The sequence below is a fragment of the Cellulomonas sp. genome (assembly GCF_036279715.1).
In the GTDB taxonomy this organism is placed as follows: domain Bacteria; phylum Actinomycetota; class Actinomycetes; order Actinomycetales; family Cellulomonadaceae; genus Cellulomonas_A.
In genome coordinates this window covers 1-13134 of sequence record NZ_DASUIR010000039.1, presented here as the reverse complement: position 1 = coordinate 13134, position 13134 = coordinate 1, and the positions used below count along the sequence as shown (strand labels likewise).

Sequence of the window (13134 nt, the reverse complement as noted above, 5' to 3'; positions counted from 1 at the left end):
GACCTCGAAGGTCCAGGCGCCCCGGTTCGCCGCGGCGGGCGCGATCGTCATCGACAACTCCTCGGCGTGGCGCATGGACCCCGACGTGCCGCTCGTCGTCTCCGAGGTCAACCCCGAGGCGATCCGCGAGGCCCGCAAGGGGATCATCGCGAACCCGAACTGCACCACGATGGCCGCGATGCCCGTGCTGAAGGTCCTCCACGAGGAGGCGGGCCTCGAACGCCTCATCGTCTCGACGTACCAGGCGGTCTCGGGCAGCGGCCTCGCGGGCGCGACCGAGCTCGACTCCCAGGTCCGCGCCGTCGTCGGCGGGGACACGCTCGGCCTCGTGCACGACGGCGGAGCCGTGGACTTCCCGGCCCCGGTCAAGTACGTCGCCCCGATCGCGTTCAACGTCATCGCACTCGCGGGCAACCTGGTCGACGACGGCTCGCACGAGACCGACGAAGAGCAGAAGCTCCGCAACGAGTCGCGCAAGATCCTCGGCATCCCCGAGCTGCTCGTCTCGGGCACGTGCGTGCGCGTCCCGGTGTTCACCGGTCACTCGCTGTCGGTCAACGCCGAGTTCGCCCGGCCGCTGTCCGTCGAGCGCGCGACCGAGCTGCTCGCGGACGCACCCGGGGTCCGGCTCGTCGACGTCCCGACGCCGCTGCAGGCTGCCGGCATCGACCCGTCGCTCGTCGGCCGGCTGCGTCAGGACCCGGGCGTCCCGGACGGCCGTGGCCTCGCGCTGTTCATCAGCAACGACAACCTGCGCAAGGGTGCCGCGCTCAACGCGGTCCAGGTCGCCGAGCTGGTCGCCGCGGAGCTCGCCTCCCGCGTGTAGGCGCGCGCGAGGCGTGGACAGTCAGCCGGCGACGGCCGGCGCGGCGCGGGTCACGGTCACCGTGGCACCGAACGTCCGCCGGGCGCCGGGTCCCAGCCGGACGGCCGCCGAGCAGTCCGGGCGGTTGAACGCGTCCGTCAAGGTCTCGACGGGCTCGACGGCGATCGCTCGACGTCGGTCGCGCGAGATCGTGTCGCCGGTGAACACGTGGACGAGGCCCGCACTCTGCGTCAGCGTCAGCTCGACGCCGCTCGACGGGCTGCGCACGACGGCCGGCCCGCCGGCGAGGTAGCCGACATCGAGGACCGCGTCACCGACCGGTCGCCACCGGGCCTCGTCGGGGGCGACGGCCGCGTAGGCGTCCGGACCGGGGAGCGGGATGAGGTCCGCATCGGTCTCGACGCGAGTCGTGGCGGCAACCCGGAGCTCGAGCTCGTCGACCGTGGCCGCGCCGGGGAGGCGGAAGTACGGGTGCCAGCCGGACGCGAACGGAGCGGGCACCGTCCCCGTGTTGTGACCGTCGATCTGCACCCCGAGGGAGGCAGGACCGAGCCGGTAGGTGACGTCGACGTCGACCGGGAACGGGTATCCGGGCTGGGGCGCCTCGGTCAGGCCGTGGCAGCGGAACGTGGCCGCGAGGCCGTCGTCGTCCGCGTCCACGAGGTCCAGGGTGAACGGCATCGACCGGACCAGCCCGTGATAGACGAGGCGCGACGTGCTGCCGGGCAGGAGGTCGTGGTCCTGCCCGTCGAACACGTAGGCCGCGCCCGCGACGCGATCGCAGAACGGCGCCATGATGCCGTTCCGGATGCCGTCCTGCGACCGCAGCTCGTCGGCGTCGCGGTAGCCGTCGAGGAGGTCGACGGGCCCGTCGCCCAGGTCGAGGACCCACCGGAGGATCGTCGCCCCGCGGAGTGCGACCACGAGCAGTGACGTCCCGTGCCGCAGGCTGACCGTCGGCTCGTCCCCGAACCAGCCCGACGTCACCACCGGCTGTGTCACTCGGCGTCGGCCGATGTCTCGCCAGCGACCATGACCGTGACCTGCGCGGTCGCGAGTGCTTCGGCGATGCGTTCGGGGACAGGCGCGTCGGTCACCAGGACGTCGGCCGCCGAGAGCTCGGCCACCTGGGCGAACGTGCTCCGACCGAACTTGGAGCTGTCGGCCAGGACCACGACGCGACGGGACGACCCCATCATCTCGAACATCATCCGGGCCTCCTGCAGGCTGCTCGTGGAGAACCCCAGCTCCGCGACGACACCGCCCACGCTGATCAGGGCGATGTCTGCCCGGATCCGGTGGGAGTGGTTGCCGTTCGTCCCGGGAAACTCCACCGGACCCACCGTGCCCTGGGAACCGGGCCGGACGCTGCCGCCCAGCAGGTACACGTCACGCGCGCACTCCCGGGGGACCGCGGCGGGCGCCTCGAGGTTGTTGGTCACGATCGTGAGGTTGCGCCGTCCCGCCAGGTACGGGAGCACGGAGAGCGTCGTGGTGCCGGCGTTCAGCAGGATCGTCTGGCCGTCCTCGATCAGGGTCGCAGCGAGCTGACCCATCAGATGCTTGCCACGGCCGTGGAGCCGCCTCCGGTCGGCGAACGGTGTCTCCGCCCGGGAGAGGGGGGTGATCCTGACCGCCCCGCCGTGGGTGCGCTTGAGGAGGCCGCTCGCAGCCAGCTCGTCCAGGTCGCGTCGCGCGGTGTCCATCGAGACGTCGAACTGCTCGGCGAGGGCGCTGACCGTGATCTCGCCGACCTCGTTGACGTAGGCAGCGAGCTCATCCTTGCGCCGCGCCGGTAGGCGGGGGGCGCGCTTCGGAGATGACATGTGACCCCTTGGGTGACGAGGGCTTGCCACGGTAGTGGAGTGAGCCATGCTGCTGTTGCCGAACCAGACGGTGCAACTATAAGCCTTGTTGTGCGGTCTTGTGCGGTGTTCACTCAGACGGCGGGCACCTGCCTGCATCCCACTCGTGCGGGGCGTCGACCGGCACACGCGCTGCGGCGTCGTCGGCAGCCCCGCGGCACCTGGAGGTCAGCGTGGACCACGAAGCCCGACCCGGCAGCCCGACCGTGAGCCCCGCGGTGCTCGGAAGGAACTCCCCGCCCACGTTCTATCGCGGGGCAGGCCGGATCGACCGGTTCCGCGGTGTGACCACCGACGTGTCCGACAGGCCCGAGGACTGGGTGGCATCGACCGTGACGCGCTTCGGCGAGGAGACCCACGGGCTGACGATCCTCGACACGGGGAGCGCGCTGCGCGACGAGGTCCGGGCGGATCCGGTGTCCTGGCTCGGACAGGCGCACGTGCCGTCCCCGGAGCTCCGGGTGCCGCTGGTGAAGCTGCTCGACGCCGGTCAGCGTCTGCCCGTCCACGTCCACCCCAGCGACGAGCATGCACGAGCCCTCGACGTCGGACCCCACGGCAAGGCCGAGGCGTGGTTCATCCTCGAGGCGCCCGCCGACGGTCAGGTCCACGTCGGCTGGACCCGCGACATCGACCGCGCCGAGCTCACGCGGTGGGTGGATCAGCAGGACGTCGGTGCGATGCTCGGCACGATGCACGCCGTGACCGTTGCGCCTGGTGACAGCGTCTACGTGCCGCCCGGCACCGCGCACGCGATCGGTGCGGGCATCCTCCTCGTGGAGGTCCAGCAGCCGGCCGACCTCTCGGTCCTGCTCGAGTGGAAGGACTTCCTCGACAGCGGTGCGGGGGCCTTCCTCGGACTCGACGCCGAGACCGCACTCGGGTGCGTCAGCCTGCGCAAGATGTCGGACCAGGACGTGGACGGGCTCGTCGGTCGCGGCGCCCTGGACGAGCCCGTGGACAGCGCGCTCCTCCCGTCGGAGTCCCAGGAGTTCTTCTCGGCGACGCTCGTCGGACCGGGCTCGATCCTGCCTCGGGAGTACCGGACGCTGGTGGTCGTCTCCGGCAGCGGGCGCCTCGCCCCCGTCGCGTCCTCGGGCGGGCAGAGCATCGCGGTCGCCCAGGGCGTCACCCTCGCGGTTCCGGCCGCAGCAGGGCCGCTCCGACTCGAGGGTTCACCGGACCTGAGGGGGCTCGCCTTCGGCGCGGGCCGTGCCGGGGCATCGTGACGTTCGCCGTCGAGGCGCCTCGTCGAGGCGCGTCCCGCGCTGGCGCGGCGGTGCGTCGCGCCAGCGGGGAACGGTTCGGTCCGGGGTCCTGTCAGCGGGGATTCCCCGGAGCGCGATCGGTGCGGAGCGCACAAAAGCGCAGATCAGGGCATCGAGACGCGCGGGCTAGTTGCCCGATTCGCCGTGAATAACCGGCAGCAGGGCGAGCACTGGTGCGCGTACTGGCCTACCGGCTCCCGGCTCGAGTGACGACAGCGCGTGCGATCTGGCCGGGAAGGGATGCGGGAGCCGGTCTCTGACCTGGGGCGATAGTCCTGCCTGGCATCGAGCGATCAACCAGGGACCAGACGTCCGCCGAACACCCTTGACGATCGAACGACAGCCGCACTAGCATGCAGGGACTCGCATTAAGCCGCAACGAAGTGCGCGAAGACGCACGTTTCTGATTGGAGAATCATGAGCAACGACGCTCATTTCGCACGACGGGTCTTCCCCCTGGTCGGCGCAGTGGCGGTACTGGCGCTGACCGCAGCGTGCAGTGGAGCAGGCACCTCAAGCACGTCAGAAACGTCCGCGGGCGCGGCCGCCGGAGGCGACGTCACACTGGAGTTCGCCCAGTGGTGGGAGCCCGAGCTCCCGGCCGGCGCACTCCGCGGCTTGATGGACCAGTTCGAGTCCGAGAACCCCGGCATCAAGGTCAAGCTCCTCAGCGGCCCCTACGCCTCGACCAAGGAGCAGGTCGTCGCCGGCGCAGCAGCGGGCACGATGTCCGACGTCGTCGGCCTCGACGGGGCGTGGGTCAGTGACTTCGTCAAGCAGGGCGCGATCACGGACCTCTCCGCCCTCATGAAGGACTCCAGCTACGACGAGAGCCAGCTGGCCAGCCAGATCAAGATCTCCGGCAAGACCTACATGATCCCCGTCGTCAACTTCGTCTATCCGCTGTTCACGAACGACGACCTGCTGGCCCAGGCCGGCGTCGCCAAGCCGCCGACGAACCGCACGGAGTTCGCTGCCGCCGCCAAGTCGATCACGGCGCTCGGCAACAACAACTCGGGCTGGATCCTCCCCCTGTCCCTCGACGCCCCGAACGGCATCCAGAACGACGTCATGTCGTGGGTCTGGGCCTCGGGCGGCAGCATGCTCAAGGACGGCAAGCCTGACCTGACGAACGCGGACGTCAAGGACGCCGTCACCTACGTCAAGGGCCTGTACGACGACGGCTCCATCGCTCCCGGAGCGTTGACGATGAAGGAGCAGGACAAGGTCGAGTCGTTCACGAACGGCCGGGTCGGCATGATGATCGACTCGCTCGCTCACATCAACCTCATCCGCAAGAGCAACGCGAACCTTAAGTTCAGCATCTCGGCGATCCCCGCCAAGGATGGCTACACGGGCAAGCGGGGCATCCCCTACGCCTCGTGGGGCATCGGCATCGCTGACAACTCGAAGCACAAGGCCGAGGCGTTCAAGCTCGTGAGCTTCCTCATGAACGAGAAGACGAACTCGACGCTCGCCTCGAAGGCCTTCGCGTTCCCCGGCAACACCAAGTCCGTCCCGGACTACGTCGAGGGCGACGCCCTGTTCAAGGCGGCCTTCGACATCTACAAGAGCGGGTACCCGGCCAACGAGTTCACCGGTCTGCCGGTGGCCGAGCAGCTGATGCGCCAGTTCGACGAGCAGTTCCAGCAGACGCTGACGGGTGGCCAGTCGGTCGACGCGGCGCTCAAGGCAGCACAGGACGCCTGGAACGGCGAGTTCTAGTCCGCTCAGGGTCCGTGAGGGCCGCGCCACGGCAGGTCTGTGGCGCGGCCCTCGCCCAAGGAGGGTCGCATCGTGAAATCAAAGCCCGTCGTCCGGGAGGCGCCGCCGCTCACCGCGCGCGCCACCCCGCAGACGGCCAGCGCCGCGTCGTGGGCGCGGCGCAGGCAGAAGCTCGTCCCCTACGCGTTCATCTCCCCGACCGCCGTGCTGATGATCATCCTGACGCTCATCCCGATCGTCATGGTCATCAACTACTCGGTCATGGACAACGTCATCATGAACAAGCACCCGCAGTTCGTGGGGCTTGAGCGGTACGCGAAGGTGCTCTCCGACAAGGTCTTCTGGACCGCGACCCGGAACACGGCATTCTTCACGGGAGTCAGCGTCGTCGCCCACCTCGTGCTGGGCCTCGGGTTCGCGATGCTGCTGAACACCCCGCTGCTCGGCCGCATGACCAAGGCGCTCTTCCGGACCCTGTACATCCTTCCCTGGCTCTTCACCGTGGCGATCATCGCCATCTTGTGGCGCCTCCTGCTCGACCCGAACGGGGTCATCAACTACCTGCTGACGACGTTCGGTCCGATGAGCAAGCAGCTCGCGTGGCTCGGAGAGCCGGGCATCGCCCTGTATGCCGTGACCTTCATCAACATCTGGTCGGGATACCCGTTCTACATGGTGAGCCTCCTGGCCGGCCTGCAGGGCATTCCGCAGGAGCTCTACGAGGCCGCGAAGGTGGACGGCGCCAGCCCGGTCCAGCAGTTCGTCAACGTGACGCTCCCGCAGCTCAAGCCCATCATCATCTCGATGGCGATGCTGGACATCATCTTCACCACGCAGCAGTTCGCGTTGATCTGGATGACGACCGGAGGCGGTCCCATCCACGTCACCGAGATGCTGAGCACGTATACCTACAAGCTCGCCTTCAGCAGCTACGAGTTCTCCACGGCCTCGGCGAGCGCGGTCATCGTCCTCCTCTTCTCGATGGTTCTCGCGTTCTTCTACGTCCGGCACCAGAGAGCGCGGGACTGACATGAACCTCACCAAGCAGCAGAGGCGGCTGGCCGCGAAGGCCGGAGTGATCCTTGCGTTGATCGTCGGGGGCGTCTACGCCGGCTTCCCGGTGTTCTGGATGGCCGCGAGCTCCTTCAAGTCGAACTCGGAGATCTTCGCGTACCCGCCGAAGATCATCACCAAGAACTTCTCGTTCGGCGCGTACTCGACGATCCTCACCGACCCGGTGAAGGTGCGCTTCTTCACCAACAGCTACGTGGTCTCGTTGTCGGTGTGCTTCCTGACGCTGCTCGTCGCGATTCTTGCCGCCTATGCCTTCAGCCGCTTCGAGTTCCGGTTCAAGAAGATCATCAACGTCATCATCGTGAGCGTCCAGGCCGTGCCGCCGATCACGCTGCTCATCCCGTTCTTCGGGCTGATGGTCGCACTGCACCTCTACAACACCTATGCGGCGTTGATCCTGACGTACATGGTGTTCACGCTGCCCTACGCGATCATCATGATGACGGGCTATTTCAATACGCTGCCCAAAGAGCTCGACGAAGCTGTCAAGCTCGACGGCGGGAGCTCGCTGACCGCGCTGTGGCGTGTGCTGGTGCCGATCTCCGTCCCCGGCATCGTGTCGGTCGGTATCTACACGTTCATGCTCTCGTGGAACGAGTACCTGTTCGCGCTGACGCTCACGCGCACCGACGACATGCGGACCGTCCCCATCGGTATCCAGCTGCTCATGGGGCAGCACTCGTACATGTGGAACGAGATGATGGCGATGAGCATTCTCGGGTCCGTTCCCGTGCTTCTCCTCTTCCTCTTCTTCCAGCGCTATTTCATCGGCGGCCTCACGGCCGGGTCGGTGAAGGGCTAGGTCGCAACCTTTCTCATCGTGTCAACCAACTCAAGGAGACGTACCGTCATGCTGATGAACAACAAGGACCTGCTGGCCGTGGCGAACGACAACAACTTCGCGGTCCCGGCGTTCAACGTGAGCGACTACGCGATGCTGAACGGCATCTTCGAGATCAGCGAGGAGAAGAGGGCGCCGCTCATCATCGCGATCCACCCGGACGAGCTGAGCCACATCGGCGTCGACATGCTCCCGGCGATCATCTCCAGGGCCCACCGGTCCACGGTCCCGGTGAGCATCCACCTCGACCACGGTGCCAGCTACGAGCAGGTTCTCCTCGCGATCCAGAGCGGCTTCACGTCGGTCATGATCGACGGCTCGATGCTCTCGTTCGACGACAACGTCGCGATCACCAAGCGGATCGTCGACACGGCGCACGCCGTGGGCCTGTCGGTCGAGGGCGAGCTCGGCACCATCGGCAAGACGGACGACGAGGCCGAGGACGGGGCTGCCACGATCATCTACACCGACCCCGAGAACGCGGTGAAGTTCGTCGAGGCCACCGGGGTGGACAGCCTGGCCATCGCGATCGGGACGTGCCACGGCATCTACCCGAAGACCATGAAGCCCGAGCTGAAGCTCGACCTGCTCAAGGAGATCAAGTCCCGGGTGAGCATCCCGCTCGTCCTGCACGGCGGCTCCAACAACCCCGACGACGAGATCGGCACGTCGGTCACCCTCGGCGTCAACAAGATCAACATCTCGAGCGACATCAAGGTGGCGTACCACGACAAGATGCGCGAGGTGCTGGCCGACCTGGGTCTGCGGGAGCCGAACTCGATCCAGCCGCCGTGCATCGCCGCGATGAAGGTCACGGCAGCCCAGAAGATCGACCTGTTCGGTGCCGCCGGCAAGGCCTCGCTCTACTGAATCGGATCAGCACCATGGCAGAGAACCTGGTCCTCGGGCTCGGTGGGACGGTCGACTACGAGATCGTGTGGGACTCCTCGGTGATCGAGGGGCTCGTCGAGGAATACGACATCCATGCGTCCGAGCTGACCACGACGATCCCGCTGGACAGCGAGCGTGACCTCGTCGTGGTGCTGCTCGGCTTCATCCGCGACGGCGTCGGAGGAGAGCGCTTCGTCGCCTCCTCCGACATCGTCGAGCGGTTCGCGGCGCGGTTCGACAAGCGCATCACGCTGGGCGGCACGCCGGTCCGCGCCGCGATGGCGATGGAGGTGCTCGGTGTGAGGTCGACCGTGCACCTCGTGAGCATCGACGACAACGTCCGCCGGCTCCTGCCCCCCGGCTGCACCTACATCTGCAGCGCGGTGGAGGACACGACCGACCCGCACCTCATCGTCCAGTTCCCGCAGGGGGCGCGGATCCGGTCGGGGGACGTCGACCTGTGCTCGCCGTATCCCAACCGGGTGATCATCACGAACGACCCGCCGAACCGCGAGCTGGTGCTCAGCGACCAGCTCTCCGAGGTCCTGAGCACCGCTGGCGTGTTCCTGATCTCCGGGTTCAACGTCATCCAGGACCCGGCTGTCCTGGCCGCGCGTCTCGACAGCCTGCGCGAGCACATGACGCACCTGCCGCCGCGTGCTCTCGTGTTCTACGAGGATGCGGGCTATCACATCCCCGGCCTGAGCCAGCAGGTACGGGACGCGCTGGTCGGCTCTGTCGACGTCTACAGCCTCAACGAGGACGAGATGCAGGCGTATCTCGGCCGCCCTCTCGACCTTCTGGACCCCGACGAGATGGCGCGTGCGCTGGACGAGCTCGCCGCGCTGATCCCGGCCCCCACGCTGGTGGTCCACACCAAGCACTGGTCGCTCGCGCTCGGTGACGGCGCTGCCGCGTACACGTCGGCGCTCACGGGCGGCATCACGATGGCGAGCGCGCGGTGCTCATACGGCGACAACTTCACCGAGGAGCAGTACGCCTCGGTCGCCTCCTTCCGGGTGAACGCCGAGGGTGCCGAGCTCGCCCGGGCGATCGAGCCGGCGATGGGTGGCCGCGTCCGGTGCCTGCCCGCGTTCGTGATCGACGTCGCGAGCCCGACGATGATCGGGCTGGGCGACACGTTCGTCGGGGGCTTCATCGCCGCGCTGGCGCTGGACGGCTTGCCCGAGCGAGCACCCGCGTCCGTGCTGCGCCTTGGCGACTAGGAAACGAGGTCGCTGCCCCGGGCCTGCGGCTCGGACCGTGCACGACGAAGGCCCCGATCAGCACACGTGCTGATCGGGGCCTTCACTCACCGGTCGGGGTGGCGGGATTTGAACCCACGACCTCTTCGTCCCGAACGAGCCGTGTGGCGCGTTTCCCCTGGTCACGTGGGTCCGCCAGGTGCCTCAGGGACCATCCGGTGCGCCGTCGGGGTGATTCTGGGGTGAGCGGCTGCGGCTGGTCCGGCTGAAGCGGTCAGGAAGCGGCGAGCTCGAGTCGACCGTACTTGCGCGCCTCGTCCGCCTCGATGGCTCGGAAGTACACCGCGGTATCGGTGATCTCCTCGACGAGCGCCCACGTGTAACCGCCGGGGCGACCCGCGATCGCGATACCGCCGACGTGCAGACGGCTCGGGTCGGCGGGCAGATGCCCGATGTAGCGGTCCTCATCGTCGACCAGCATGAGGTCGGCGTCGATGTCGATCTGGATCATGGCCTGGCCTCCTCAGCTCGGTCGTGGGGTGAAGTGCTCGTTCTGCATCCCAGTGTAGGTCGCGGTGATGAAGCGGTCGATGAGATCCCCGGCGCTGGACGCTGTGATCCGAACACTGCCGAAGCTCTGGCCGTACACGTCACCGACGCTCGCGTCGTAGTGCGGCGCAGCGCCGCTCGGGACGATGCCGAGGCCTTTCTCGCGAAGGTCGGCGGCGCGGTACAGAGCGACTCATCGGCAGAACCGGCACTTCCTGGCGAGCACCGACTCCAGCGACTGTGTGCCCACGGCACCCCACATCGACAGGGCGTGGTAGCCGAACTCGGTGAAGTTCAGAGTTGCGTCGGCGATCAGCGTCGCCCGGTCGAATGCGGAGCCGTCCTCGTATCCGTCGAACAGAACTCGAACGAGGATGGCGTTGTCCGGCAGTGGCGCGTCGTCGCGGATCAGACGCTGGCGGGCCATGCTCCGAGCCTACGGGCCGACCCGCTGCTGACCGGCATTTCACGACCGCTATGCGGTGTCGAGCGATCCGGACGCCGAGGTCGCCGACGGCCCGGCGCCTGGCGACAGCCAGCGAGCATCGGAAGCTGGTCTGGGGGCTCATCGGGCTTCCGGTGGGGGCCTGAGGTCAAGGAAGTCGAGGTGCGGGGACGGCTGTCTGCGGGATGCTGGTCCCATGGAGGGCGGGCACCGGACCCTGTCGGGTGCTGGTGGGGTCGTCGGACTCCTCGACGGTCCGGCTGGTGCGTACCTGCACGTCCCGTTCTGTGAGTGGATCTGCCCGTTCTGCCCGTACAACAAGGTCCAGGCCCGCGAGGACCTGGCCGCCCGGTACTTCGCCGCGCTGCACCAGGAGGTCGACGCTGTGGCCGACGCCTACGGGCGTCGCGTCGGCACCCCGTTCACGTCGGTGTACGTCGGGGGTGGCACGCCGACCCTCTACCCGGACGCGCTGTCCAGCCTCCTCGCGCTCCTGCCCTGCGACGGCGAGCGAGCCGTGGAGGTGCTGCCCAACCATGCGACGGCGGAGCGACTCGACCACCTCGCCCAGATCGGGTTCACCGCGGTGAGCATCGGTGCGCAGTCCTTCCACGACGGCGTGCTGCGGCGGCTCGGGCGTCCGCACGACGCCGCGACGGCACTGGGCGGCGTACAGGCCGCGCTCGGCAGGTTCGGGTGCGTGGACGTCGATCTCATCGTGGACGTCGAACTCGAGGCGGACGCGCTCGGTGCCGTATCGCCGCCCGGCGCGTTCCTCGCGGACGTCGAGGCTTGTTTCGCTGCCGGTGTCGACCAGGTTTCGACCTATCCCCTCATGCGTTTCGGCTACGCCCCGTTCGGGCGGGCGCCACATCAGCGGCGGCGCGAGCACGCCGCCCTCGCCGAGGCCACCGACCTGGCGGGACGGATGGGGTACGAGCGGCGGTCGGTCTGGACGTTCAACCGTCGGGGGAGCGCGCCGTACACCTCGATCACCCGGCGGCGCTTCCTCGGCATGGGGGCAGGGGCGACGTCGGTCACCGGCCGCGACTTCCTGGTCAATCACTTCGGGGTCGGCACCTACGCGGCGGCGGTCGAGAGCGGACGCCTCCCGGTCGCGCGTCGGCTGCGCCTCGGGCGATGGGCAGGGGCGGGCTACGAGAGCTTCTGGCAGGCGTACGCCGGGAGCGTCCGGCCGGCAGTGCTCGCCGAAGCGTACGGGCCCGCCGTCGGTGTCGCCGCGAGGGTCGGCCTCGCGCCGCTGCGCTGTGGCGGACTGCTCACCCGCCGGGGCGAGGAGCTCCACCTCACTCCCCGCGGTTTCGACGCCTTCCACGACCTGGAGCGCATGGTCACCTACCAGCTCATCGAGCCGCTGTGGGGAGAGATGCTGCGCGAGCACGGCGCCGAGCGGGCCGAGACAGGGGTGCAGCACGCCGAGCTGCGCGAACGTTCCCCAGGTGGTGCCCACCGGCCGGGCCGCCACGGGTTCTGGGCGAGACCGGAGAACGCTCGTCGCGGGCGGGTCTGGAAGGTGGCGCGATGGGCGACCGAACGTCCGATCGACACCCTCGGGGACGGGCTCGCCCCGAACGGGACCTGAGGAAGGGGCACCCGTGCACCCGTTCTATGCACCCAGCAGCGCGCTCCTGGAGCGGCGGAGCACCCTGCCGCTCGGCCTCCTCTCCATGGCGTCGTACCTGGTGTTCTGGGCCGTCGCCATCCCGGTCGCCCTGCGTATGCTCCGGCGCGTCCTGGACGAGAGCTCCCGCCCGCGGCACGCCGTCGGTCACCCACCTGGCGATCCGGACCCGGCCGTGGCCGTCCTGCGCGAGCGGTACGCCCGCGGCGAGATCGAGGACGACGAGTTCAGACGGCGCGTCCGCGTGCTCGGCGACTGAAGCCGGGGCTAGCCGGTCCTCGATGTCGCGTCGGCCTCGGCTGGACAGCGCCCGCCGGTCGATGGGCGTGGCTTCACTCCACCGGTGAGACACCGCCAGGATCCCTCGGTCGTCAGCGCGAAACTGAGACGGGTCTGGAGTACGGGGCACCGTTCACACGCGGCCACAGCCGCACGGTTGGCCGCCGAGAGCGACGCGCTGGGTCGAGGACCCAATCACCAGCGGCCTCGCGGCGCGAGGCCCGGAGGTGCCACACGGTCTCGTCGGCGCGAAGATCCCGTTTCGGGCACCCTCACAAGCCCCTGAAGTGGGCAATCACTCCAGATGTTGAGCGACAGCCGGATGTCAGTGGATGACGACACGAATGTTGGTGGCGTCGGTGGCCGCGACCGCTCGCTCGAACGGTCAAGTCCCCGGGCGTGGTGTGTGACGGCTGTCGCGTGATCTTCGATGGTTCGCAGGCGCTGAGCGCCGGGAGCTGGGGTGGGTTCACCTCCTGCGGGTCAGGGACGGCGGTGAGCCGCGCGCGGGACAGGACGTCCAG

General features: G+C 68.5%; 13 protein-coding genes. 9 read left to right on the top strand and 4 right to left on the bottom strand.

Going from position 1 to position 13134, the window contains the following annotated elements; genetic code table 11:
* Window positions 1–826 (top strand): aspartate-semialdehyde dehydrogenase (locus tag VFW79_RS04285; RefSeq protein WP_329676080.1); only part of this gene is annotated, 826 nt, incomplete at its 5' end.
* A gap of 21 nt (window positions 827–847) precedes the next feature.
* Here VFW79_RS04285 and VFW79_RS04280 read toward each other — a convergent pair.
* Together VFW79_RS04280 and VFW79_RS04275 are read right to left on the bottom strand one after the other, a co-directional pair.
* A complete protein-coding gene (locus tag VFW79_RS04280; RefSeq protein ID WP_329676079.1) occupies window positions 848–1828 on the bottom strand; it encodes an aldose 1-epimerase in 981 nt (326 codons plus the stop codon).
* On the bottom strand, window positions 1825–2652 hold the full coding sequence (locus VFW79_RS04275; protein WP_329676078.1) for a DeoR/GlpR family DNA-binding transcription regulator: 828 nt from the start codon (window positions 2650–2652) through the stop codon (window positions 1825–1827). The genes VFW79_RS04280 and VFW79_RS04275 overlap by 4 nt, the downstream gene beginning before the upstream one ends.
* Window positions 2653–2864: 212 nt before the next feature.
* Between VFW79_RS04275 and VFW79_RS04270 the strand changes: the two genes are divergently transcribed.
* From VFW79_RS04270 to VFW79_RS04245, 6 genes are all read left to right on the top strand, one after another.
* Window positions 2865–3920, top strand: coding sequence for a class I mannose-6-phosphate isomerase (locus VFW79_RS04270; RefSeq protein ID WP_329676077.1), 1056 nt, complete (start codon window positions 2865–2867; stop codon window positions 3918–3920).
* Between the two features lie 456 nt (window positions 3921–4376).
* Window positions 4377–5684, top strand: a complete 1308-nt coding sequence (locus VFW79_RS04265) for a sugar ABC transporter substrate-binding protein (protein WP_329676076.1) — start codon at window positions 4377–4379, stop codon at window positions 5682–5684.
* A gap of 72 nt (window positions 5685–5756) precedes the next feature.
* The gene (locus VFW79_RS04260; RefSeq protein WP_329676075.1) at window positions 5757–6713 is read left to right on the top strand and encodes a sugar ABC transporter permease; all 957 of its coding nucleotides are present in this window, start codon (window positions 5757–5759) and stop codon (window positions 6711–6713) included.
* A gap of 1 nt (window position 6714) precedes the next feature.
* On the top strand, window positions 6715–7560 hold the full coding sequence (locus VFW79_RS04255; RefSeq protein ID WP_329676074.1) for a carbohydrate ABC transporter permease: 846 nt from the start codon (window positions 6715–6717) through the stop codon (window positions 7558–7560).
* A gap of 54 nt (window positions 7561–7614) precedes the next feature.
* Window positions 7615–8469 carry a ketose-bisphosphate aldolase gene (locus VFW79_RS04250; protein WP_329676073.1) on the top strand — a complete coding sequence of 285 codons (855 nt, stop codon included), beginning with the start codon at window positions 7615–7617 and terminating at the stop codon, window positions 8467–8469.
* Between the two features lie 14 nt (window positions 8470–8483).
* Window positions 8484–9716, top strand: a complete 1233-nt coding sequence (locus tag VFW79_RS04245) for an ADP-dependent glucokinase/phosphofructokinase (protein ID WP_329676072.1) — start codon at window positions 8484–8486, stop codon at window positions 9714–9716.
* A 253-nt stretch (window positions 9717–9969) separates the two neighbouring features.
* Here VFW79_RS04245 and VFW79_RS04240 read toward each other — a convergent pair whose 3' ends face one another.
* On the bottom strand, window positions 9970–10206 hold the full coding sequence (locus VFW79_RS04240) for a hypothetical protein (protein WP_329676071.1): 237 nt from the start codon (window positions 10204–10206) through the stop codon (window positions 9970–9972).
* A gap of 231 nt (window positions 10207–10437) precedes the next feature.
* The gene (locus VFW79_RS04235; protein WP_329676070.1) at window positions 10438–10671 is read right to left on the bottom strand and encodes a hypothetical protein; all 234 of its coding nucleotides are present in this window, start codon (window positions 10669–10671) and stop codon (window positions 10438–10440) included.
* Window positions 10672–10885: 214 nt separating this feature from the next.
* Between VFW79_RS04235 and VFW79_RS04230 the strand changes: the two genes are divergently transcribed.
* Both VFW79_RS04230 and VFW79_RS04225 read left to right on the top strand, forming a co-directional pair.
* A complete protein-coding gene (locus VFW79_RS04230; protein ID WP_329676069.1) occupies window positions 10886–12292 on the top strand; it encodes a radical SAM protein in 1407 nt (468 codons plus the stop codon).
* A gap of 13 nt (window positions 12293–12305) precedes the next feature.
* Window positions 12306–12590 carry an SHOCT domain-containing protein gene (locus VFW79_RS04225; protein ID WP_329676068.1) on the top strand — a complete coding sequence of 95 codons (285 nt, stop codon included), beginning with the start codon at window positions 12306–12308 and terminating at the stop codon, window positions 12588–12590.
* Window positions 12591–13134 lie beyond the last annotated feature (544 nt).

Excerpts from the sequence above, each read along its gene's own strand:
- VFW79_RS04265 (WP_329676076.1), top strand. The coding sequence starts at position 4,377 with ATGAGCAACGACGCTCATTTCGCACGACGGGTCTTCCCCCTGGTCGGC.
- VFW79_RS04255 (WP_329676074.1), top strand. The coding sequence starts at position 6,715 with ATGAACCTCACCAAGCAGCAGAGGCGGCTGGCCGCGAAGGCCGGAGTG.
- VFW79_RS04230 (WP_329676069.1), top strand. The coding sequence starts at position 10,886 with ATGGAGGGCGGGCACCGGACCCTGTCGGGTGCTGGTGGGGTCGTCGGA.
- VFW79_RS04240 (WP_329676071.1), bottom strand. The coding sequence starts at position 10,206 with ATGATCCAGATCGACATCGACGCCGACCTCATGCTGGTCGACGATGAG.
- VFW79_RS04235 (WP_329676070.1), bottom strand. The coding sequence starts at position 10,671 with ATGGCCCGCCAGCGTCTGATCCGCGACGACGCGCCACTGCCGGACAAC.
- VFW79_RS04250 (WP_329676073.1), top strand. The coding sequence starts at position 7,615 with ATGAACAACAAGGACCTGCTGGCCGTGGCGAACGACAACAACTTCGCG.
- VFW79_RS04275 (WP_329676078.1), bottom strand. The coding sequence starts at position 2,652 with ATGTCATCTCCGAAGCGCGCCCCCCGCCTACCGGCGCGGCGCAAGGAT.
- VFW79_RS04245 (WP_329676072.1), top strand. The coding sequence starts at position 8,484 with ATGGCAGAGAACCTGGTCCTCGGGCTCGGTGGGACGGTCGACTACGAG.